This window comes from Kitasatospora sp. NPDC028961 (assembly GCF_055564815.1).
Genome location: NZ_JBVHVO010000002.1, coordinates 72,698 through 94,651, shown reverse-complemented (window position 1 = coordinate 94,651; position 21,954 = coordinate 72,698). Strand labels below are relative to the sequence as shown.

Below are 21,954 nucleotides of genomic sequence, written 5' to 3'. Positions count from 1 at the left end.
TGATCCGGCGGCCTCCGGCCGCCCGGGGCGACTTTGCCGAGACATGGTCGAACATTGGCGTTCGACTGACCGGCACGCCGGGGTGCGTTCACCGCCTGTAGGTGTGCGGTCAACGCTGCGCTGGAAGAGTCCCGCCCATGGATATCCCCCACATGGGCGTGCCCGCGAAGCTCGCCGACCGCATGAGCATGGCCGAGCAGCACGAGTACCTGCGGGCCCGTTTCTCCCGCCGCCGGATGCTGACCGCCGGTGCCGTCGGCGTCGGCGCCCTGGCCGTGGGAGGTTCGCTGGGCAGCGGCGTCGCGACGGCCGCGCCGGCCTCCCCGCAACTGCTGACCGGCGGCACGGCCGACGGCGTCGACGGCTCGCTCGTCGCCCCGATCGGCCGTCACCTCGCGTTCGGCCCCGAGCCGGACACCCAGTTCCGGGTCTCCTGGCAGGTCCCGGCCCCGGTGAAGAAGCCGTTCCTGCGCTACGGCAGGAACCCGTGGGACCTCGGCCACAAGGTCCAGGCCGAGGTGCGCGCCCTGCACACCCCCGCGCTGACCCCGACCGGCCAGCCGGTGGACCAGTACTACCTGCACGTCGCCCTGGAGGACCTCCAGCCCGACACCACGTACTACTACGGCGTCGGCCACCAGGGCTTCGACCCGGCCTCGCAGCAGGCGATCTCCACCCTGAGCACCTTCCGCACCGCGCCCTCGCGCGACCACCGCTGGGGCAAGGTGTACGAGCCGTTCACCTTCACCGCCTTCGGTGACCAGGGCGTCAGCGCGCACGCGGCCGGCAACGACCACGTGATCCTGGCCCAGAACCCGGCCTTCCACCTGCACGCCGGCGACATCTGCTACGCCGACCCGGCCGGCTCCGGCCAGGACGCCGACAAGTCGGTGTACAACGCCCGCACCTGGGACGACTTCCTGGTCCAGACCGAGACGGTCGCCTCGAAGGTCCCGTGGATGGTCTCCTACGGCAACCACGACATGGAGGCCTGGTACTCGCACCACGGGTACGGCGGCGAGGACAACCGCTTCTTCCTGCCGGACAACGGCCCGGACCCGCGGACCGTCCCCGGCGTCTACAGCTTCCGCTACAAGAACGTCGGCGTCATCTCGCTGGACGCCAACGACGTCTCCTACGAGATCCCGGCCAACCTGGGCATCTCGGCCGGCAAGCAGACCGCGTGGCTGCAGCGCACCCTGAAGGACCTCCGCAACGACGAGACCATCGACTTCGTCGTGGTCTTCTTCCACCACTGCGCCTTCTCCACCACCCACCAGCACGCCTCCGAGGGCGGGGTGCGCGAGGCGTGGGTGCCGCTGTTCGAGAAGTACCGGGTGGACCTGGTGATCAACGGTCACAACCACGTCTACGAGCGCACCGACGCGATCCTCGGCAACAAGGTCTCCAAGGCGGTGCCGAGCGGCGCCACCGTCGAGCCGGCCACCGACGGCGTGGTGTACGTGACGGCGGGCGCGGCCGGCCGCAGCCTGTACAGCTTCGACGCCCCGGACACCTACGAGGGCCACGAGAACCGGCTGGACTCGGTGGACACCTACCACTTCGCCAAGGGCGGGGTGAAGGTGACCGAGAAGGTCGAGTGGTCGCGGGTCCGCTACACCGGCTACTCGTTCATCAAGGTCGACGTCACCCCGGCGCACCTGGGGCAGAAGTCGTCGATGAAGGTCACCGCGCTCGCCGAGAACGGCACGCAGGTCGACCACTACACGATCCTGCGCAAGGTCGGCGAGGGCTGGGACGGCACCACCGACGACGACGGCGAGGGCGGCGGCTGGGGCTGGTAGTCCGCCCCGCGCGCCCGGGGGCGCGGAGACCGGCCCCACGGGGCCCGGTGGCCCGGTCGGGAACTCCCGGCCGGGCCACCGGCGTGTCCGGGGTCGGCCGGGGACCGCCGCGTGCGCCGGCTGGGCTTCCCGCCGCCTGCCGGCGGGCCGGTCTAGCCGAGTGCGGCCAGTTGCGCCGCGAGGGTGTCGCTGTGCTGGAAGGTCAGCCCGGCGAGCGCGACGTGCTTCCAGCGGACCGTGCCGTCGCCGTCCAGGACGAACACCGAGCGGCGCAGCCCGAGCCCGGGCACCGCGATGCCGTAGGCGCGGACGACGGTCCGGTCCGGGTCGGCGAGCAGCGGGAAGCCCAGGCGGTGCTTGCGGGCGAACTGCTCGTGGCTGTCCAGTCCCTGCGGGCTGATGCCCCACACGGTGGCGCCCAGGCCGCGGAAGCGGTCCAGGTCGGAGCTGTACGAGCAGAGCTGCTTGGTGCAGACCGCGGTGTCGTCGCCGGGGTAGAAGACCAGGACCAGCGGGCCGCCCTTGGCTTCGGCGAGGCGGTACTCGCGGCGTTCGGCGGTGCCGGCCTGCTCGTCGAACAGCAGGCCGGGCAGGGTGAACTCGGGGGCGAGGGAGCCGATTTCGGGGGGTTTGGCCATCGCTGTGCGGTCCTCACGGGTGGGCGGTGGGGTCGCCGCCCACCCTATGCCCGGGTGGTGGCCCGGCTCGGGATGTTGAAGAGTTGACGCCGGTCTGCGAAGGCTTCGCGACTGTCGTGCGGGAATATCCGACGGATCTTCACTTCATAACGAATCGAGCAGCAAGGTATCGAGTTTCCCTTCAGTTATTGACGGAATCGCCGAGCACGGCTTGACTCCGACCTCTGCCGCAAAGCCGCGGCGCAGTCAGGAGGCAGCACCCACCATGAACAGAACGACCCGTCGCGCGGGCGCGGGCACGGCCACGCTCGCGCTGGCCCTCGCCCTCGCAGCCTGCGGCCAGAGCGACGGAGCGGCACCGCACTCGGACGGCGTCGCCGGCAAGACCATCGGGCTGCTGCTGCCCGAGAAGACCTCCTCGACCCGGTACGAGGCCTTCGACAAGCCGCTGATCGAGGCCACGGTGGAGTCCCTCTGCACCGGCTGCGTCGTCGACTACGCCAACGCCGACGGCGACGAGACCGTCCAGAAGCGGCAGTTCGACGACCTGCTGGCCAAGGGCGTCAAGGTCGTCCTGCTCGACCCGGTGAACGCCAAGGTCACCGCCCCCTGGGTGGAGGCCGCCGCCGCCAAGGGCGTGAAGGTCGTCGCCTACGACCGGCTGGCGGAGGGCAAGGTCGCCGCCTACGTGTCCTTCGACAACCAGCGCACCGGCGAGATCCAGGGCCAGGCCCTGCTCGACGCGCTCGGCCCGAAGGCCGCCGCCGCCACGGTCGTGATGATCAACGGCGCCGAGTCCGACCCCAACGCGGCGATGTTCAAGGCCGGCGCGCACCGGTCGCTCGACGGCCGGGTCAAGAAGATCGGCTACGAGCAGTCCGGCGAGTGGAAGCCGGAGGTGGCCCTGGCGAAGACCAACGAGGCCATCCAGGCCCTCGGCAAGGACGGTTTCCAGGCCGTGTACGCGGCCAACGACGGCATGGCCGCGTCCGTCATCGAGGCGCTCAAGGCGGCCGGGATCAAGAACGTCCCGGTCGGCGGCCAGGACGCCTCCATCGACGCGGTGCGCCGGGTGCTGACCGGCGAGCAGTCCTTCACCGTCTACAAGCCGTACAAGCCCGAGGCGGACGCCGCCGGGAGCATCGCCGTCCAGCTGCTGAAGGGGATGGACATCAACGCGGCGGCCAACGCGGGGGTCGACAGCGGCGGGCAGCGGATCCCCTCGCTGCTGCTCACCCCGATCGTGGTGACCAAGGCGAAGGTGCAGGCCACGGTGGTCGGCGGCGGCCTGTACAAGGCGGCCGACATCTGCACCGCGCCGTTCGCGGACGCCTGCGCGGCGGCCGGCGTCAAGTAGGCGGGGGCGCCGGCGTCCGTCCGCCCCGGTGCCGGGCGGCGGCGCCGCCGCTCAGCGCCGGGGGCCGTACATGATCACGGCGACCCCGGCCAGGCAGACCATCGCCCCGGCCACGTCGTAGCGGGTGGGCCGGAAGCCGTCCACCGCCATGCCCCAGAGCAGCGAGCCGGCCACGAAGACGCCGCCGTACGCGGCCAGCACCCGGCCGAAGTCGCTGTCCGGCTGGAGCGCGGCGAAGAAGCCGTACCCGCCGAGCACCACCACCCCGAGGCCGGCCAGCCACCACGGCCGCTCCTCGCGCACGCTCTGCCAGATCAGCCAGCAGCCGCCGATCTCGGCGAGGGCGGCGAGGGCGAACAGGGCGGCGGAGCGCAGGACCGTCATGGTCGCCAAGCCTACGAGCCGCGGCGGGCGGGGCCCGTGCCCGCGTCGCCGGGGGTGCGGGGGCTCCCGGACCGCCGGCGACCGGGCGTGAGGTCTGCCGGCGACCGGGGCGTCAGGTCTGGCGGTAGGTGGCGAGGAAGCGGCCGATCCGGTTGATCGCCGTCTCCAGGTCGTCGGCCCGGGGGAGGGTGACGAAGCGGAAGTGGTCCGGGCGCGGCCAGTTGAAGCCGGTGCCCTGGACGACGTGGATCTTCTCGCGGAGCAGCAGGTCCAGGACGAACCGCTCGTCGTCGACGATCCGGTGCACCGCCGGGTCCAGCCGGGCGAACGCGTACAGCGCGCCCTTGGGCTTCACACAGCTGACGCCGGGGATCTCGTTCAGCGCCTTGTACGCGACGTCGCGCTGCTCGGTGAGCCGGCCGGCGGGCAGGACGAGGTCGTTGATGGACTGGTGGCCGCCGAGCGCGGCCTGGACGGCGTACTGGGCCGGGACGTTGGGGCAGAGCCGCATGCCGGAGAGCATGGTGAGGCCCTCCAGGTAGTCGGTGGCGTGCTGCTTGGGCCCGGAGACGACCAGCCAGCCACTGCGGAAGCCGGCCACCCGGTAGGACTTGGAGAGGCCGTTGAAGGTGAGCGTCAGCACGTCCTCGGCGAGTGCGGCCAGGCAGTGGTGCTCGGTGTCGTCGTAGAGGATCTTGTCGTAGATCTCGTCGGCCAGCACCATCAGCTGGTGCCGGCGGGCGAGGTCGAGGATGCCCTCCAGCAGCTCCTTCGGATAGACCGCGCCGGTGGGGTTGTTGGGGTTGATGACGACGATGGCCTTGGTGCGGTGGGTGATCTTGGCCGCGATGTCGTCGAGGTCCGGGTACCAGTCCGCCTGCTCGTCGCAGGCGTAGTGGACGGCCTTGCCGCCGGCCAGCCGGACCACGGCCGTCCAGAGCGGGTAGTCGGGCATCGGGACGAGTACCTCGTCGCCGTCGTCGACCAGGGCCGTGACGGCCATCTGGATCAGCTCGGAGACGCCGTTGCCGAGGTAGACGTCGTTGACGGTCACTCCGGCGACGCCGCGCTGCTGGTAGTACTGCACCACCGCGCGACGGGCCGGCAGGATGCCGCGCGAGTCGCTGTAGCCGTGGGCGTTGGGCAGGTTGCGGATGATGTCCTGGAGGATCTCCTCCGGCGCCTCGAAGCCGAACGGCGCCGGGTTGCCGGTGTTCAGCCGCAGCACACTGTGCCCGGCCGCCTCCAGCGCATTGGCCTGGTCGACCACCGGGCCGCGGATCTCGTAGCACACACCCGTCAGCTTGCTGGACTGCCGAAACTCCATCTGAGGCCTCCCGACCGGTCAACCCGCACGTTCTGCTCGCTTTGTTCTACCAAGTAAGCACTTGGAAAGTCCAACCTTTTGGCTATGCTGATCCACATGTCACGCCGAAGCTACGACCAGTACTGCGCCGTCGCCCGCGCCCTGGACGCGGTGGGGGAGCGCTGGAGTCTCCTGATCGTCCGTGAACTCCTCGCCGGCCCGCGCCGCTACACCGACCTGCACGCCGACCTGCCCGGCGTCTCCACCGACATCCTCGCCGCCCGGCTCAAGCAGTTGGAGGGCGAGGGCCTGGTGCTGCGCCGGCGGCTGGAACGGCCGGCCAACGCCACCGTGTACGAGCTCACCGAGCGGGGCGCGACGCTGCGCCGGGTGGTCGACGCCCTGGGCGTCTGGGGCCTCGACCTGCTCGGCGAGCAGCGGCCGACGGACGCGGTGCGGGAGCACTGGGTCACGGGTGCGGGCGGCGCGGGCGGGGCGCAGGCGGACGGCGGGGTGCCCGGGCCGGACGGCGGGCGCGAACTGTCGGCGGACGGCGCGGTGGTGGCGGGCTAGGGTGCGGCGGGAGGCGATCTGCGGGTGCCGTCCCGGCGCACCTCGCGCGGACGTCGCCTTCACCCCTGAAGCCCGTCGACGCCCGCGCTGACGGCTTCCGCCGGCCGCTGACGGAGGGGGCGGGTACGCGACCGGGTACCGGATCCCCGACGACGCGTGGCTGCCGGCCGACCTCCCGGTCCGGCGGAGCCCGGTCACGGACCGGGCTCGCGCAGCTCTCCGCGAGAGCTGCGCGAACCCCTCCGTACCGGCGGCGGATCCGTGACGGCTCCGGCGACCAGCTCCCCCGTTGCTGGTCGTCGCTCCGCGCCGGTGGTCGGGTGACCCGGACGAGTGCGGCCGCGGTGGTGCACGGGCTGCGGCCGGTCCTGCGCTCCGGGTGCCCTCCTCGGCGGGTGGTGCCTGCCGGGCGTCCCCTCCCGGCCCGACCCACTCTGGCGCAGGCCGATAAACGGCCGGTCGGCGTTCGGTTGCCGCCGCCGTTGATTCGGGCCGATCCGGCCCGTTGCCCCGGTCCGGCTGTCGGGCTTGCGCGGTGCCGGGGGTGTCCCCGGCAGCCGGTGGAGGTGCGCGTACGATCGTCGGGCCATGGAGAACACAATGGAGAAGAGCGCGCCCGGCGCGCCCACCGAGCCCACCGGGTACACCAGTTACGTCGCCGTCGGGGACTCCTTCACCGAGGGCATGTGCGACGACCTGCTCCCCGACGGCCACTACCGGGGCTGGGCCGACCGGGTCGCCGACCGGCTCGCCGCCGAGCAGCCGGCCGGCGCCTTCCGGTACGCCAACCTCGCCGTCCGGGGCAAGCTGATCGGCCAGATCCACGACGAGCAACTGGCCACCGCCGCCGCGATGCGCGCCGATCTCGTCACCCTGGCCGGCGGCCTCAACGACGTGCTGCGGCCGCGCTGCGACATCGCCCAGGTCGAGGACCTGCTCGGCCGCTCCGCCACCGCGCTGCGCGCCACCGGCGCCACCGTGGTGCTGTTCACCAGTACCGACCCCACCCGCCGGATGGCGGGCAGCACCCGGTTGCTCCCGGCGATCCTGCGGATGAAGGCCTTCGTGCACGAGCTCGGCCAGGACCGGGGGATCGCGGTGGTCGACCTCTTCTCCGCCCCGTGCTTCGACGACCGCCGCCTCTGGGCCGAGGACCGCCTGCACCTCGGTCCCGAGGGCCACCGCCGGGTCGCCGAGGCCGTCCTGGAGGCGCTCGGCCGTCCCGCCGCCTTCGACTGGCGCGCTCCGCTGCCGGCCGCCGCCCTGCCAGGCCGGGCGGAGAAGCTGGCCGCCGACGCCCGCTGGGCCCGGACCCACCTCGGCCCCTGGATCGGCCGCCGTCTCACCGGCCGCTCCTCGGGCGACGGCCGCCCGCCGAAGCGCGCGGAGCTGCTGCCGTACGAGGGCTGAGCGTTTCCCGGGTGCCCGGGCACCGGGTCGGCCGTCGCCTCACCGGTCGTGGCCCGGCCGCGGGTCGCGGTCGGGCGCCGGAGCGTGCGGGGCGGTCGCGCTACGAGGGCTGAGCGGTGCCCGGCTCGCCGGGCACCGACCGGGCCAGGAAGCGCTCGGCCTCCCGACGGAGCGGTGGGGGCAGCCCGACCGATTCCGCGAGGATCTGCCGGTGCCCGAGTGCGGGCTGACGGCTCCCGACGTCCGGGCTCCTGGTGAGCACGGCGTGGAGCAGGTCGCCCTCGTAGAGGTCGCCCGCCACCATCGGGTCGTCCCGCAGGACGTCCAGCGCCCGTGGCAGGAGCTGCGGCAGGCCCACGTCCTGCCGGATCAGCAGGCGCAGGTCCTCGACGGTCAGCTCGCCGACCGGCTTGCGCCGCAGGGCGTGCGCGGTCGCCACCAGCCGGGTCGCGCCGACCGGGAGGTCCGGCCCACGGCCGCTCTCGCGGTCGGGTTCGCGGTCCGTCGGGGAGAGCTCTCGGTTCACCGGACGACTGTGAGCGGGGTCGGCCCGGTCAGCCCCGGAAGAGGTTGTGGCCGACGTCCGAGGGCACCTCGTCCTGGTACCCCGTGCTGCCCGGGCCGGGCACGTGCTCGCCGGGGACCGGCTCGGAGCTCTCCCGGTGCAGCAGCACCACGCCGTCCTCGGACCAGACCTGCCGGTAGCCGTGTGCCAGCAGCAGCTCGATGCGGGCCGCCTGCTCGCGGTCGGTCTTGAACGGGAACGCGCGCTTGTCGGCGCGGATCAGCACGTACTCGCGCCCGCGCGGGGTGCCGTCCACCAGCACCACGTCGGTGCGGGCGGTCAGCCGGGGGGCGGCCTGGTTGTCGGCCTCGACCGTGACGCCGTCCGGGATCCGCTCGGCGCCCCGGATCAGCGCCGCCTCGCTCGGCTTCGCCTGCCAGTAGGCGGGGACGAACAGGCCGGCCGCCCCGAGCGGCAGCGCGGCCGCGATCGTCACGGCGGCCGCCGCCACCCCGAGGCGGCGGGTGCGCACGCGGTCGTGCCGGCGGCCCAGCACCTCCAGCGCCGCGACCAGCAGGACCGGCCAGAGGAACGCGTCGTAGTGCCGGGCGATCGACCAGTGGTTCGGGTTGCTGGAGAGCACCCGCTCCGCCAGCAGCGGCAGGGCGCAGAGCACCGTCGCGGAGCGCAGCGGCAGAAGGAACAGGGTGCCGAAGATCCAGAGCAGCAGCAGCGGCTTCAGCGGGGCGTCGAAGGCGGCCGACACCAGCAGCGTCGGGTCCGCGAGCACGCTGGAGGCGGCGTCGCCGGCGTCCGTCCCCAGCGAGCCGTAGTTCCAGTAGTAGCCGGGCACCCCGCCCATCGCCGGCACCAGCCAGGCGATCGCCACCACCGAGGCGAGCGGTCCGCCGAGCAGGAAGCCGGTGCCCCAGCGGAGGGTCCGCCGGCGCCGGTCGCGGTCCTCGTCCCGGCGGGCCCGCAGCAGCAGCACCAGCCCGTACGCGCCGACCGCCAGCCCTAGGTCCTCCTTGGTGCAGCAGAGCAGCAGACCGGCCAGCGCCGCCGTGCCGTAGCGGCGGGCCAGCCCGCGCTCCAGCATCAGCAGGGTGAGCGGGACGGCGAAGGCGACCTCGTGGAAGCCGCCGCGCGAGGCCACCAGCAGCGGCCAGCCCAGCCCGTAGGCGAGGCCCGCCAGGTCGGCGGCGCGGCGGGCGGTGCGCGGGTCGGCGTCCGCGAAGCAGCGGTCGGCGACCCGGCGGACCAGCGGGACCCCGGCGGCGAACAGCAGTGCCTGGCCGACGAGCAGCGAGCGCGGGTCGTCCCAGAGCCAGTACAGCGGCGACAGCAGCGCGATCACGGGGGAGAAGTGGTCGCCGAGGAGCGAGAAGTCGGGCGGGAACTCGTGGTGGAAGCTCTTCAGCGACGACACCGGCAGACCGAAGTGCGCGTAGCCGCGCACGCCCTGGTCGAAGATGCCGAGGTCGAAGCCGCCCAGCTGGGCGGTGGTCCACTGCTGGGCACCGATCGCCAGGCAGACGGCGAAGCAGAGCAGGGTGAGGGCGGCGGTACGGGCGCGGGGCGGGAGGCGCAGGGCCGCCGCCGCCTTCGCGGGGGCGGTGTCGCCCGTGGTGCGGGCGTCCTCGCTCTCGGTGTCCGGGTACGGCGTGACGTCGTGCCGGGACATGCCTGATTCCTCCACTGTTCGGTTGCTCCGGTGCCTGCGGTGCCCCCGATTCGTACGGACCTTCGTACAGATCCCGAACCGACACCGGCCGACCACACTAACGGACTGCCGCTCACCGCCCCCCGGTTCCCGGGCCGCCCCGGCCCCGGTGCCGGTGTCGGTACGCTCTACGACGGGCCCCGCGCACTGCGCGCGAGCCCCCGGCAGGCCCGGCAGCCCCTGGCCGCCCCTGCCGCCCCGCGGACCCGGACCGCCCGGGCGCCGCCGTACGGAGGAACACCAGCACAGTGACCGAGCCCACGCCCGCCCCGATCAGCCTGCTGTCCGACTGCGGGAGCTGTTTCGGGCTGTGCTGCGTCGCGCTGCCGTTCGCGGCCGGCGCCGACTTCGCCGTCGACAAGGCGGCCGGCACCCCGTGCCGCAACCTGCAGACCGACTTCGGTTGCGGCATCCACGCCCAGCTGCGCGACCGCGGTTTCCAGGGCTGCACGGTCTACGACTGCTTCGGGGCCGGTCAGCGGGTCTCCCAGGTCACCTTCGGCGGCCGGAGCTGGCGCGAGGCACCGGAGGACACCCGGCGGATGACCGACGTGTTCCCGGTGGTGCGGCAGCTGCACGAACTGCTCTGGTACCTCACCGAGGCGCTCTCCTACGAGCCCGCCCGCCCGCTCCGTGCCGAGCTGCGCCGGGCGCTCGCGGAGACCGACCGGCTCGCGGCCGGCACCCCGGCGGAGATCCTGGCGGTGGACGTGCCCGCCCACCGCCAGGAGGTGAGCGAGCTGCTGCTGAAGGCGAGCGAACTGGTCCGGGCCGCCGTCCCGCGCCGCAAGGAGCACCGGGGCGCGGACCTCTTCGGTGCCCGCCTGCGCGGCGCCGACCTGCGGGGCGCCAACCTGCGCGGGGCGCTGCTCGTCGCGGCCGACCTCTCGGGCGCGGACCTGCGGACGGCCGACCTGATCGGCGCGGACCTGCGGGACGCCAACCTGGCCGGCGCCGACCTCACCGACGCGCTCTTCCTCACCCAGGCCCAGCTCAACGCCGCCCGCGGGGACGCCGCCACCAAGCTGCCCCCCGCCCTCACCCGCCCCACCCACTGGCCCACCACGGCCACCACCCCGGCGGCCGCCGACCGCCGCCCCCCGCGCAAGCCCCGCCCCGGCAGCCCCGGCAGCCGCCCCCGCCGCCGCTGACGGCCAGCCGGGGGGTGAGGGCGCGCGCGGGCACGGGCGCGCAGGAGTCGGCCGGGCCGACTTCCTGTGTCGCCGACCGCCCCACGCCCCACCCCGGCACGGGCACGGGCAAGGAACGTCGAGCGGTCTGACCTCCTGCGCATGCCCCCAGGCCGCTTCGAGTGCCGCACTCGCTGCCACCGGCCGCTCGCACAGCCCGCGCAAGAAGTCGAGCAGGCGGACTTCCTGCGTCGGGCCACTCCGGGAGGTGCCCGGCTCAGTTGTCCTCGGCCCCCGGCCGGCCTCGCCGATCTCCGGCCTGGGTGCGTGGGAAGTCGGGTGGGCCTACTTCCTGTGCGGGGAGCCTGGTTCGGCGCCGGAGCTGGATCGGGGTGGCGGGCGTGCCGTTGCCTCGGTTCCGGGTGCGGGGTGTGGGTGGTCGATGGAGTCGGCTTTCCACGCATGGGTGTGGACTCCGGGGGCCGCGTGCGTGGGAAGTCGGCCCGGCCGACTTCCTGTGCGGGGTGTCAGGTCAGGACGTTCTGGTCTGTCAGGGGGCGGGGGCGCAGGAGGGCGCAGGTGGTGCCGGCCAGGAGGGTGAGGGTGACGGCGGTGAGCGCCTGGGTGGATGCGGCGGGGTGGAGGGGCCAGGCCCAGGGTTGGGGGCGGCCGTCGGGGTGCCAGCCGGCCGCCGCGCAGAGCAGCGGGACGGCGGCGATCGCGGCGGCGGCCGGGCGGTGACCGATCAGCGGGTGCAGCAGCAGCGCCGAACCGAGGTAGCCGGCGATGTTGCGGGCGAGGACGAGGGCGAGGTCGCCCTGGCCGGCCGCGTGGGTGAGCAGGCCCAGCGCCGCGCCCGCCGTCGCGACGGTCAGGACGAGTCCGGTGTCCAGCCCGCGCAGGAAGCGTCCGGCGACGGCCTCCGTCCGCAGGTCGCCCCGGCCGAGGCCGTGCAGCAGGAACACGGCGGGCAGCAGCGTGATGATGTGCCCCACCAGGAAGTGGCCCGCATGCCCGTGCAGTGCGGGCACCGGCAGTTCGCCGTCGCCGATGAGCAGGCCCACCGCGAACGTCCCGGCCAGGGCGGCGACGACGGCGGGTACCGCGCGTGCCTTGCACCACCAGATCACCGGCCACCGCCCGGGGGCAGCGCGGGTGCCGGGGTGTCGCAGTGGCGCAGGGCCTCGGTGGCCGCCCGGTACCAGTCGAGTTGGGCTTCCCGGGGGAGCCGCAGCAGGTGTCCGGCGAGCGCGGCGTCCTCCGCGTCGAACCGACCCCGGGCGGCGGGCGCCGCTCCGTCCGGGGCGGCCTCGGCGGTGAGCCAGGCGGCCACCGGTCCGGCGGCCGCGCCGGCCGGGTAGGGGGCGCCCGCCCGGGCGCAGTCCGGGGTGCGGGGGAGCAGCCCGCCGACCACGCCGGGTGTCACGTCCTGCGCGCGGGCCGTGGTCGGGACGCCCAGCTTGGCCTCGCCTGGCCCCGGCCGGGCCGCCATGGTGAGCGTCGCGGGTACCGGGACGCCCCGCTCGGCCAGGGTGGTGACGACCCGTCGGGCCTCCGTCCGGACCAGGTCCGCACGGGCGGTGCCCAGCTCCGGCCAGAGGCAGATCCGCGGCCGGCCGTGGTCGCAGACCAGCGCGGTGCCGGGCCGGTCCAGTACGGGCTCGGGCCCGAGCCCCCGGGCGAGGTGGGCGGCGAGCGTGACCCCGCCGGCCGTCACCGCCAGCGCGACGGCGAGCGCGGCCGGCGCGCCGCGGTACCGGATCACCAGGACGGCCGCCGCGCACACCGCGCCCGAGAACGCCAGGGCGCTCAGCACGGCCTTCTGGTCGAGGACCTGGTCCACGGCGCAGCAGTCGGAGAGCCCGCCGCCGACCAGGTGCCGCAACCAGTAGGTGGTGGAGGAGGCCGGGTAGGCGTTCAGCACGAAGCTGCTGACCAGGGCCAGCGGCACCGCGACCACCGGTACCAGGACCCGCCCGACGATCGAGCCGACCAGGGTGTTGGCGAGCAGCAGCCCGGCCCAGGCGGCGAACAGGCCGGGCTGCGGCGTGCCGGCCACCGTGCCGCCGGCGACCGCGGCGGCGCAGACGGCCGCGGCCATGCCGAGTCCGCCCGTCACCACCACCGGGAGCAGGACGGGCGCCGTGATCGCCAGCGGCGACCGGACCGGTGAGCGGTCGAAGACCCGCCCCCGGTGCAGTCGGCCGCCCTCCCAGGCCCCGGCGGCCGCGCAGGCCGCGCCGGCGAACGGCAGCGCGATGCTCGCGTGTCCGGTGGCGGAGAGGCCGTAGGCGGGGGTGACCCAGTCGGTGATCTCGTCGCCGAGCGCGACGAGCAGGAAGCCGACCAGGAACGGTAGTGCCCGCGGTCCGGCGGAGGTGCGGAGGACGGTGCGCAGCAGCACGTCAGGCCTCCCGCTCGACCAGGTGCGTGTAGGCGGCCTCGGCACCCTCGCCCCGGCCGGGGGCGAGGGCGTGGAACTCCTCGATGCCGCCCTGGAACCGGACCCGGCCCTGGTCCAGCACCACCACGTGCCGGTAGCTCGTGGCGAGGTCCTCGGTCTGGTGGGTGGAGACGATCACGCTCACCTCGGTGGTCAAGTCCTCGACGAGGGTGCGGAACATGCCGCGCTGCGCCGGGTCGAGCCCGGCGGTCGGCTCGTCCATCAGGATCAGTTCGCTGCGGTGCGCCAGGCAGCCGGCGATGCCCAGCCGGCGCAGCTGCCCGCCGGAGAGCCGGTGGCTGCGCCGGTCGGCGAGCGCGGCCAGCCCGACCCGGTCCAGCGCGCCGGCCGAGGCGTGCCAGGCGTCGGCGCGCGACATGCCCTTCAACCATCCGCTGTACGCGACCTGTTCGCGCACGCTGAGCCCGGGGACCGGGGTGACCTGTTGCGGCAGCCAGGCCACCGCCCGCCGGTAGGCCGCCCGGTCGCCGTGCCCGGTCGGGGTGCGTCCGCGCCAGGAGACCGAGCCCCGGCGCGGGGCGAGTTGGGAGGAGGCCAGGGCCATCAGGGTGGACTTGCCGGCGCCGTTGGGGCCGAGCAGGACGGTGGCCGGATCGTCGATCCGCAGGGCGAAGCCGGCGAAGACTCCGGCTTTCCGGCTGTACTGGAAGTCGACGTGGTGGAACTCAAGGGACATGGCGGGGTCGACGCATTTCGCTCGGTGGGTACGGGGCGATACCGGGGGAGGGGAGGGAGGCGGGTCGGCGGGCGGGGTCTCCACCGCACACCGGCACACCGGCACAACGGGTCGTGGGGAGGCCGGGGAGGCCCGGGAAGTCGGGGAACGCCCGGACTTCCCGGGACTCCGGTGGGCGGGCCGGGCTCAGTACTGGGTGCTCACCGAGTCGACCCAGAGCTTGCCGCCGGCGCGCACGCCCTCCAGCGCGAAGTAGTACTCGCCGGAGCTCTGGTCGCCCCAGACGGAGGTGTCGCACCGGTTCAGCCGGTACCCGTAGGCCCGGTCGGGGCCGACGACGTCCTTGTAGAGCTGGAGGTCGGCGTTCTTGAACTCGTTGGTGTCGGTGGTGCAGCCCTTGAACGACACCGTCGTCACGGCGTCGTCCCGGTCGTAGTCCGTCCACCGGCGGGACTCGGAGCCGGGCCCCCAGTTGCTGATGTGGGACGTCCAGGAGCCCTCGGCGAGGGCCGGCGTCGCGCCGGCGAACCCGAGCAGCGCGCCGGCCACCAGAATGCCGCGTACGAGCGTGCGGTGCTTCGCGTGCATATCCCGTCCGATCTTTTCGGTGACGCCACGGGGGGCGTCATGCAGGCAAAAAGAAGCGAGCGGAGGTTCGACTGCCATCGGCCTTGATCACCCGATCGGACGAGCCGCCGCGGGAACGACCTTAGCGTGCACGAACAGCTGCCAAGAACTATTATTTCCGGCCATTCGGAGGGTGGGGGTGGTGGGGCCAGGGCTTGGCAAGTCGGTGATATGAAGTGCTCGAAGATTTGCTTGGTCGACGGGAAGTCGGCCAAGCAGTTCCGCAGATGTCCTCGGATGAGCGAAAGGTTGTTCCGGTCTGATTTCGTAGGATTGTCATTTGCAAAATGAGGTGGCCAGTTCCCGCCGCCCGTCGGCTATTCGGTGAGCAGCCGGGAGCGCAGTGAGCCGATCAGTTCCTCGTCGACACCGAGTGTGCCGGTGGCATAGGCACGCACCGAGCCGTGGGCGGCGGTGAGGTCGGCGAGCACGTGCCGGATCACGTCCTCCGGCGCGCGCCCGTACCCCGGCCACCGCAGCGTGCGCCCGGGGTTGGCGGCGTGCCAGTCGGCGACGAGGTGCGGCGTGGCCAGTTCGGTGAGGGCGAAGTCGGCCGCGATGTCGACCTCGGGGACGTCGAGCAGGGTGAGGAGCAGCGCGGCGATCAGCCCGGTGCGGTCCTTGCCGGAGGCGCAGTGGAAGACCACCGGGTGGTCCGCGGCTGCGACCAGTTCGATCACCTGGCGGATCTCCGTCACCCCGTCCTCGGTCACCTCGGCGAACCGGTCCGCGAGGTAGCGCCAGGGATCGACGTCCGGGTCGATCTCCGCCTGGTCGTACGGCCGGTGCTCGATCGAGAGGTTGTGGTAGGCCACGCCGTCCATCACGGGTATCCGCCCCTTGGCGGCGATCTCCCACGGGTAACGCAGGTCGATCACGGTGCCGATGCCGAGGTCCCGGAACACCGCGAGGTCCTCGGGCGAGGAGAGCTTGCCCAGCGAGTCCGACCGGTAGAGCCGGCCCCACCGGACCGACAGCCCGTCAGAGGTCGGGTATCCGCCCATGTCACGGAAGTTGTGCAGGGCCTTGAAGGCGATGTGTCGCGTCATGGCCGCACCCTACTCACCGCCGGCCCGGGCGCCGCCCGGCGAGAACGGGCGAATCCCCTCCCCGGCGGGTCGGAGAGGGGATTCGGATGCGGTCGTTCAGCGGCCGGGCGTCGGGAAGGTGTCGGCGCGGACGGCGTCGATGAAGGACTGCCAGGTGGTGGAGGGGAACGAGAGGACGGGGCCCTCGGGGTCCTTGGAGTCGCGGACGAGCAGGGAGGGGTGGCCTTCGGCCACCTCGATGCAGTTGCCGCCGTTGTTCCCGCTGTAGCTGGACTTGCGCCACGAGATGGTGGGGTTGTCAGGCATGACGTTGAGAAGTCCTTCCCTCACACTGCGGATCAGCGCGGCGCTCTCGCGGGGGGAGAGCGCGTCCGCCTGGAGCAGATCATAGGCGCGCTGCCTGCGTTGGACGACTCTCGGATCCTCGATGAAGTGGCCCTGATCCAGGCTCTCGGAGTAGATCCGGGTCTTGCCGTCGGGTGAGGTGACCAGCGAGACGATGGTGGCGAACGGTACTCGTTCGCCGAGGCTGAGGGGCGCGACCTGGAGGACGACGTTGGGGAGCTGTCCGAGCGTCAGCAGGCGTCCGAGCTGTTCGTGCATGACCGCCTCGCCGCCCACGAGCGAGCGGATCGCGGCCTCGGAGTGGACGACCTTGAAGAGCGGGCCGTCCGGCGCGGTCAGGCGATGCTGGCGAGCCAGTCGAGAGGCGATGCGTTCCTCGATCAGGTCGGGGTTGCCCGCGGCGTCGCCCGATGCGAGCAGCGCGCGGGCGTAGGCCTCGGTCTGCAGGAGGCCTGAGATGTGGGCGACCTGGAACTCGCAGATCGTCGAAGCCCGCTCCTCGAACCCCGCGTAGCGCCGGAACCAGTCCGGGTGCTCCACCCGGGCGTACCAGTCGATCTCTCTCCAGAGGTCCATCAGCTGTCCGCCGGTGTCCAGCAGCCGGTCGGCCGCGAGGACGAAGTCCTCCTGCGGGTTGCGGGTGCCCGCCTCGATGCGGGAGATGTGCGGGCGGCTGCACGGGACGAGTGCGGCGAGTTCGCCCTGCGAGATTCCCTTCGCGTCGCGGAATCGCCGCAGGACGGCACCGAACACCGCTCCCGCGCTCGACCGCAGGTTCGGATGGACGGACTTCTGACGAGTCATGGTTCAGGCCCCCTGTGTCAAGACGTTCCCTGGAACCGGCTGATCACTCGTCACCGAATTCGGAACCGTCGATGCTAAGCGTGGAACGGAACGGGCGCCCGCGCTAGTGAGTGCACGAAGCGCCCTGCCCGCGCACGGACCCCCCAATGCATCAGAAGGTGGCATCGGCATGCCCGAATCGCTTGACAGCACCCCTAGGGATCGATTCTGCTCCCTCCCGCGTCATCTCTCCTCCGCGTCCGCCGCGCGGATCGTGCTCCGGGGGTTCCTCGCGGACGTCACGGGCGGCGCATGCTACGCCGAGGCGGCCGAGTTGATCGTGTCCGAGCTGGTCGCGCACACCGTGCTGCGTCCGCGCAGGCCGGAGCACCTGCTGATCGACGTGCTGTTCGAGTACACCGCCCCTGCCGGGCTGCGGATCGAGGTGTACGACACCGGGCTCGCCGACCGGGGGCGGGTGCCGGACGAGCCCCAGGCCGGCCCCGGTCTGCGGCTCGTCCGGGAGCTCTCGTCCGCGTGGGGGCAGGAGTTGAGCGAGGGCGAACTCGCCCACAGCCTGGTCTGGGCGCAGCTCGACCCGCCGTCCGGCGTCACCGCCTAAAGTCCTGTCCATGGACGAACGAATCGAGCACGCGCGACGTCTCTGCGGTCACTCGGTGTTCGGGGGCGAAGCGGATGTCCTGCCGGTCGCCGACCGTGAGCTGGACGCCGTCGAGGCCGACCTCACGTTGATTCGCGGCCAGGTCCTGCACGCTCGCTTCCTGGAGCAGCGAACCTCGGACGAGCGCGAGTTGGAGCTCTTCCAGCACGCGGCCCACCTCTACCGGAGCCTGGGCGACGGGCGGGGCGAGGCCGACGCCCAGTTCTGGATCGGCACCTACCACCAGGTGGTCGAGGGCGACGACGCCGCCGCGCTGCCCGCCCTCCAGCGCTCGCGCGAGCTCGCGACGGCGACCGGCGACCGGCTCACGCTCTCCTACGCCCTGCGCCACCTCGGCATAGCCGAGCACCACGCGGGCCGGCTGCCGGCCGCCCGTGACCTGCTGGACGAGTCGACCCGGCTGCGCCGCGAACTCGCCTTCCCCGAGGGGGTGGCCGCCAACCTGGTCGGTCTCGCGTACATCGCCGCCGCCGAGGGCCGCCCCGCCGATGCGCGGGCCCTGCTCGACGAGGCCGCCGAACTGGCCGCCGGCGCCGGGGCGAAGGCCGTCCTGCACTCGATCGACGAGGCGCGGGCCGAACTCTGACCGTTACGGGCGTCGGCGCGCCGCTTCACACGCTGCGGTCGGCGAGGACCTCGCGGATCACGTGGCGGGCGTTGGCCGCCAGGGCGGGGTTGGTGGTGCGGTAGTAGGGGAGTTGGATCAGGGCGATCGACAGGGCCCAGGCGCGGCCGCGGGCCCAGGTGGCGTCGTCGGCGGCGAGTGCGGCGCGGAAGGCGGGCCGGGCCGCGGCGGGGAGCAGGTTCCAGGCGACGATCTGGTCCACGGTCGGGTCGCCGACGCCCATGACGCCGAAGTCGATGACGGCGCGCAGCCGGCGGTTGCCGAGCAGGAGGTTCCCGGGGGAGAGGTCGCCGTGCATCCAGGCGGGTCTTCCGGCGTGTTCCGGCAGGCGAAGTGCCTTCTCCCACACGGCGGTTGCCGCGTCCGTGTCGATCGATCCGCGGAGCCGGCCGATGGCGGCCCGGGTGGAGGCGTCACGGGAGGCCAGCGGCACGCCCCGGGAGCCCGGTGGGCCGTCCGCCGGGTCGACCGCACGCAGCGCGGTGATGAACCCGGCCAGGTCCTGGGCGAGTTGGATCGGCGCGGTGGTCGCGCCGACCACCGGGTTGGCGCCGTCGATCCAGCGCAGCACCGACCACTCCCACGGGTAGCCGGCGGCGGGCCGGCCGAGTGCCAGCGGGGCGGGGATGGGGAGCGGCAGGTGCGGTGCCAGCTTCGGCAGCCAGCGCTGCTCGCGTTCGACGCTCCCGGCCGCCCACCCCACCCGGGGCAGCCGTACGGCGAGTTCGGGACCGAGCCGGAACATCGCGTTGTCCGTCCCGGAGGAGGCGACCCGTTCGAGCGGCAGCCCGACCCAGTGCGGGAACTGGGCGGCGAGCAACCGCCGTACCAGGGCGGTGTCGATGTCCGGTTCGTCGTCATGCATCCGGGCTGCAGGGCACATGCCCGGCACTGTACTCCCGGGTTCCACGGCCGTTCACCGTATTTCGAACACCGGGGTGGGGCGGTGACGATCAGGTGGGGACGCCGGGTCGTGTGGGGGGCGCTCGGCGGTGCGGTCGCGCGGTGGGCGCCGCCGCGGCGGGCCGGACCGACGTCGTCCGGATCGCCGCCGACGGCCGCCCCTCCCCGACCGTCAACGGCTGAACTCCGCCGCCGCGCCACGCCCGGTCGCTCCGGGGGCGGCCGGGAGGTGTCGCCGGTCAGTGCCAGAATGCGGGGGTACGGGGAAAGCAACTCTGGAGAAGGTGACCGGCTTCGTGAGCACGCCAGACGAACAGGTGGCCCAGCAGGCCCAGCAGGCGATCGAGCGCAAGATCGCCGAGGAGCTGGGTGTCCGCGGCGGGCAGGTGAAGGCGGCCGTCGATCTGCTCGACGGCGGCGCGACCGTGCCGTTCGTGGCCCGCTACCGCAAGGAGGCGACCGGCTCGCTCGACGACACCCAGCTGCGCACCCTGGAGGAGCGGCTGCGCTACCTGCGGGAGCTGGAGGAGCGGCGCACGGCCGTCCTGGAGTCGATCGAGTCCCAGGGCAAGCTCGACGAGGCGCTGCGCGGGCAGATCCTCGCCGCCGACTCCAAGGCCCGCCTGGAGGACATCTACCTCCCGTTCAAGCCGAAGCGTCGGACCAAGGCGCAGATCGCCCGCGAGGCCGGTCTGGAGCCACTCGCGGACACCCTGCTCGCGGACCCGACGCAGGACCCGGCGGCGGTGGCGGACGCCTATCTGAACGAGGCGGTGGCCGACCGGGCCGCCGCGCTGGAGGGCGCCCGGTCCATCCTGGTCGAGCGGTTCGGCGAGGACGCCGACCTGGTGGGCTCGCTGCGCGAGCGGATGTGGACCCGGGGCCGGGTGGTCGCCACCGTCCGTGCGGGCAAGGAGCAGGAAGGCGCCAAGTTCGCCGACTACTTCGACTTCGCCGAGCCGTACACCAAGCTCCCCTCGCACCGGATCCTGGCGATGCTGCGCGGCGAGAAGGAGGAGGTGCTGGACCTCGAACTCTCCCCCCACGACGGCGAGGAGGCCGGTGACCTCCCCGGCGCGAGCGACTACGAGCAGCGGATCGCCGCCCGCTTCGGCATCGCCGACCACGGCCGTCCGGCCGACAAGTGGCTCGGCGACACCGTCCGCTGGGCCTGGCGCACCCGCATCCTGGTGCGGCTCGGCATCGACCTGCGCGGCCGGCTCCGTCAGGAGGCCGAGGACGAGGCGGTGCGCGTCTTCGCCGCCAACCTGCGCGACCTGCTGCTCGCCGCACCGGCGGGCACCCGCGCCACGATGGGCCTGGACCCGGGCTTCCGGACGGGCGTGAAGGTCGCGATCGTGGACGCCACCGGGAAGGTCGTCGCGTACGACACGATCTACCCGCACCAGCCCGCCAACAAGTGGGACGCCGCGCTGGCCACCCTGGCGGCGCTGGCGAAGAAGCACGGCGTGGACCTGGTCGCGATCGGCAACGGCACCGCCTCCCGCGAGACGGACAAGCTCGCCGAGGACCTCATCAAGCGCCACCCGGAGCTGAACCTCACCAAGGCGATGGTCAGCGAGGCCGGCGCCTCGGTCTACTCGGCCTCGGCGTTCGCGTCCCAGGAGCTGCCCGAGCTGGACGTGTCGATCCGCGGCGCGGTCTCCATCGCCCGCCGCCTCCAGGACCCGCTGGCCGAGCTGGTCAAGATCGACCCCAAGTCGATCGGGGTCGGCCAGTACCAGCACGACCTCAGCGAGGTGAAGCTGTCCCGCTCGCTGGACGCGGTGGTCGAGGACTGCGTCAACGCGGTCGGGGTGGACGTCAACACCGCCTCCGCGCCGCTGCTCACCCGGGTCTCCGGGATCACCGGCACGCTCGCGGATAACATCGTCGCGCACCGCGACGCCAACGGTCCGTTCCGGACCCGCAAGGCCCTCAAGGACGTCGCCCGGCTCGGTCCGAAGGCGTTCGAGCAGTGCGCGGGCTTCCTGCGGATCCCGGACGGCGACGACCCGCTGGACGCCTCCGGGGTCCACCCGGAGGCGTACCCGGTGGTGCGCCGGATCCTCGCCGGCACCGGCGGTCAGCTGCGCGAGCTGATCGGCAACAGCACCGCGCTGCGGGGCCTGCGGCCGGGGGACTTCGCCGACGAGACCTTCGGCATCCCGACCGTGACCGACATCCTCGGCGAGCTGGACAAGCCGGGCCGCGACCCGCGCCCGGCCTTCCGCACGGCCACCTTCAAGGAGGGCGTCGACAAGATCGGCGACCTGGAGGTCGGCATGGTGCTGGAGGGCGTGGTCACCAACGTCGCGGCCTTCGGCGCCTTCGTCGACGTGGGCGTGCACCAGGACGGGCTGGTGCACGTCTCGGCGCTGTCGAAGAACTTCGTCAAGGACCCGCGCGAGGTGGTCAAGCCGGGTGACATCGTTACCGTGCGGGTGACCACGGTGGACGTGCCGCGCAAGCGGATCGGGCTGACGCTGCGCCTCGACGACGAGGTCGGCCGGGAGCGTGGGGGCGACCGCGGTGACCGGGGTGACCGGGGCGGCGACCGCGGGGGCGACCGCGGCGGCCGGCAGGCGCGTCCGCCGCGCCAGGACCGGCGGGGCTCGGGCGGTGGCTCGGGTGCGGGCTCCGGCGGCTCCGGTTCGGGCGGCCAGGCCCCGCTGGGCAGCGGGGCGATGGCGGACGCGCTGCGCCGGGCCGGTCTGGCGGGCGGGTCCGGCTCCGAGGGCGGCCGCCGCTCCGGGCGCCGCTGAGGCAGCCGCCCCTGCTGGGGTCGCCGGGGCCCGGTACCGTCGCTCGGACGTGACGCGGGCGGGGGGGGGGGGGGGGGGGGGGGGGGGGGGGGGGGGGAACAAGGAGGGGGGGGGGGGGGGGGGGGGGAGGAGGGGGGGGAGGGGGGGGGGGGAGGAGGGGGTGATGGGGGTGGTTTGTTTTTGGTGGGGGCAATGCTTCCCCTC

General features: G+C 73.4%; 19 protein-coding genes and 1 pseudogene. 8 read left to right on the top strand and 12 right to left on the bottom strand.

Annotation, left to right across the window (positions count from 1 at the left end):
* Positions 1-137: 137 nt before the first annotated feature.
* Positions 138-1,805, top strand: a complete 1,668-nt coding sequence (locus ACZ4UX_RS04585) for a purple acid phosphatase family protein (RefSeq protein WP_465705547.1) — start codon at positions 138-140, stop codon at positions 1,803-1,805.
* A gap of 152 nt (positions 1,806-1,957) precedes the next feature.
* Here the strand turns inward: ACZ4UX_RS04585 and ACZ4UX_RS04580 are convergent, their stop codons facing one another.
* On the bottom strand, positions 1,958-2,443 hold the full coding sequence (locus tag ACZ4UX_RS04580; RefSeq protein ID WP_329487099.1) for a peroxiredoxin: 486 nt from the start codon (positions 2,441-2,443) through the stop codon (positions 1,958-1,960).
* A gap of 265 nt (positions 2,444-2,708) precedes the next feature.
* Here ACZ4UX_RS04580 and ACZ4UX_RS04575 point away from each other — a divergent pair, with 265 nt between their 5' ends.
* On the top strand, positions 2,709-3,800 hold the full coding sequence (locus ACZ4UX_RS04575; protein WP_359802251.1) for a sugar ABC transporter substrate-binding protein: 1,092 nt from the start codon (positions 2,709-2,711) through the stop codon (positions 3,798-3,800).
* Positions 3,801-3,851: 51 nt separating this feature from the next.
* On the opposite strand, the gene ACZ4UX_RS04570 is transcribed toward ACZ4UX_RS04575, so the two are convergent.
* Both ACZ4UX_RS04570 and ACZ4UX_RS04565 read right to left on the bottom strand, forming a co-directional pair.
* Complete coding sequence (locus ACZ4UX_RS04570; protein WP_465705545.1) at positions 3,852-4,184, bottom strand: YnfA family protein; 333 nt, start codon at positions 4,182-4,184, stop codon at positions 3,852-3,854.
* A 112-nt stretch (positions 4,185-4,296) separates the two neighbouring features.
* On the bottom strand, positions 4,297-5,511 hold the full coding sequence (locus tag ACZ4UX_RS04565) for a pyridoxal phosphate-dependent aminotransferase (RefSeq protein ID WP_329487096.1): 1,215 nt from the start codon (positions 5,509-5,511) through the stop codon (positions 4,297-4,299).
* A 96-nt stretch (positions 5,512-5,607) separates the two neighbouring features.
* Here ACZ4UX_RS04565 and ACZ4UX_RS04560 point away from each other — a divergent pair.
* Positions 5,608-5,958, top strand: a pseudogene (locus ACZ4UX_RS04560) (winged helix-turn-helix transcriptional regulator); the annotation flags it as partial.
* Positions 5,959-6,651: 693 nt separating this feature from the next.
* Positions 6,652-7,473 (top strand): SGNH/GDSL hydrolase family protein, encoded by an 822-nt coding sequence (locus ACZ4UX_RS04555; RefSeq protein ID WP_359834219.1) that lies wholly within the window; start codon positions 6,652-6,654, stop codon positions 7,471-7,473.
* 100 nt (positions 7,474-7,573) lie between these two features.
* On the opposite strand, the gene ACZ4UX_RS04550 is transcribed toward ACZ4UX_RS04555, so the two are convergent.
* Both ACZ4UX_RS04550 and ACZ4UX_RS04545 read right to left on the bottom strand, forming a co-directional pair.
* Positions 7,574-7,999 (bottom strand): contact-dependent growth inhibition system immunity protein, encoded by a 426-nt coding sequence (locus ACZ4UX_RS04550; protein WP_465705542.1) that lies wholly within the window; start codon positions 7,997-7,999, stop codon positions 7,574-7,576.
* A gap of 28 nt (positions 8,000-8,027) precedes the next feature.
* Complete coding sequence (locus tag ACZ4UX_RS04545; protein WP_465705540.1) at positions 8,028-9,662, bottom strand: DUF2079 domain-containing protein; 1,635 nt, start codon at positions 9,660-9,662, stop codon at positions 8,028-8,030.
* A gap of 287 nt (positions 9,663-9,949) precedes the next feature.
* Here ACZ4UX_RS04545 and ACZ4UX_RS04540 point away from each other — a divergent pair, with 287 nt between their 5' ends.
* Positions 9,950-10,852, top strand: a complete 903-nt coding sequence (locus ACZ4UX_RS04540) for a pentapeptide repeat-containing protein (RefSeq protein ID WP_465705538.1) — start codon at positions 9,950-9,952, stop codon at positions 10,850-10,852.
* Positions 10,853-11,358: 506 nt separating this feature from the next.
* On the opposite strand, the gene ACZ4UX_RS04535 is transcribed toward ACZ4UX_RS04540, so the two are convergent.
* From ACZ4UX_RS04535 to ACZ4UX_RS04510, 6 genes are all read right to left on the bottom strand, one after another.
* Positions 11,359-11,961 carry a hypothetical protein gene (locus ACZ4UX_RS04535; RefSeq protein WP_465705536.1) on the bottom strand — a complete coding sequence of 201 codons (603 nt, stop codon included), beginning with the start codon at positions 11,959-11,961 and terminating at the stop codon, positions 11,359-11,361.
* The gene (locus ACZ4UX_RS04530; RefSeq protein WP_465705534.1) at positions 11,958-13,235 is read right to left on the bottom strand and encodes a DUF7224 domain-containing protein; all 1,278 of its coding nucleotides are present in this window, start codon (positions 13,233-13,235) and stop codon (positions 11,958-11,960) included. The genes ACZ4UX_RS04535 and ACZ4UX_RS04530 overlap by 4 nt, the downstream gene beginning before the upstream one ends.
* A gap of 1 nt (position 13,236) precedes the next feature.
* Positions 13,237-13,971, bottom strand: a complete 735-nt coding sequence (locus ACZ4UX_RS04525; protein WP_465705532.1) for an ATP-binding cassette domain-containing protein — start codon at positions 13,969-13,971, stop codon at positions 13,237-13,239.
* 186 nt (positions 13,972-14,157) lie between these two features.
* Positions 14,158-14,559 carry a hypothetical protein gene (locus ACZ4UX_RS04520; protein WP_329487087.1) on the bottom strand — a complete coding sequence of 134 codons (402 nt, stop codon included), beginning with the start codon at positions 14,557-14,559 and terminating at the stop codon, positions 14,158-14,160.
* A 356-nt stretch (positions 14,560-14,915) separates the two neighbouring features.
* Positions 14,916-15,647 (bottom strand): tyrosine-protein phosphatase, encoded by a 732-nt coding sequence (locus tag ACZ4UX_RS04515; protein ID WP_465705530.1) that lies wholly within the window; start codon positions 15,645-15,647, stop codon positions 14,916-14,918.
* A gap of 96 nt (positions 15,648-15,743) precedes the next feature.
* Entirely contained in the window at positions 15,744-16,796 is a 1,053-nt protein-coding gene (locus tag ACZ4UX_RS04510; protein WP_465705528.1) for a Scr1 family TA system antitoxin-like transcriptional regulator, read from the bottom strand.
* A gap of 169 nt (positions 16,797-16,965) precedes the next feature.
* On the opposite strand from ACZ4UX_RS04510, the gene ACZ4UX_RS04505 reads away from it, so the two are divergent.
* Both ACZ4UX_RS04505 and ACZ4UX_RS04500 read left to right on the top strand, forming a co-directional pair.
* Positions 16,966-17,397: an ATP-binding protein gene (locus tag ACZ4UX_RS04505; RefSeq protein WP_465705526.1), complete on the top strand. Its 432-nt coding sequence runs from the start codon at positions 16,966-16,968 to the stop codon at positions 17,395-17,397.
* Positions 17,398-17,407: 10 nt separating this feature from the next.
* Entirely contained in the window at positions 17,408-18,043 is a 636-nt protein-coding gene (locus tag ACZ4UX_RS04500) for a tetratricopeptide repeat protein (protein WP_465705524.1), read from the top strand.
* Positions 18,044-18,068: 25 nt separating this feature from the next.
* On the opposite strand, the gene ACZ4UX_RS04495 is transcribed toward ACZ4UX_RS04500, so the two are convergent.
* Positions 18,069-18,965 carry an aminoglycoside phosphotransferase family protein gene (locus ACZ4UX_RS04495; RefSeq protein WP_465705522.1) on the bottom strand — a complete coding sequence of 299 codons (897 nt, stop codon included), beginning with the start codon at positions 18,963-18,965 and terminating at the stop codon, positions 18,069-18,071.
* 316 nt (positions 18,966-19,281) lie between these two features.
* On the opposite strand from ACZ4UX_RS04495, the gene ACZ4UX_RS04490 reads away from it, so the two are divergent.
* On the top strand, positions 19,282-21,750 hold the full coding sequence (locus tag ACZ4UX_RS04490) for a Tex family protein (protein ID WP_465705520.1): 2,469 nt from the start codon (positions 19,282-19,284) through the stop codon (positions 21,748-21,750).
* Positions 21,751-21,954: the final 204 nt, after the last annotated feature.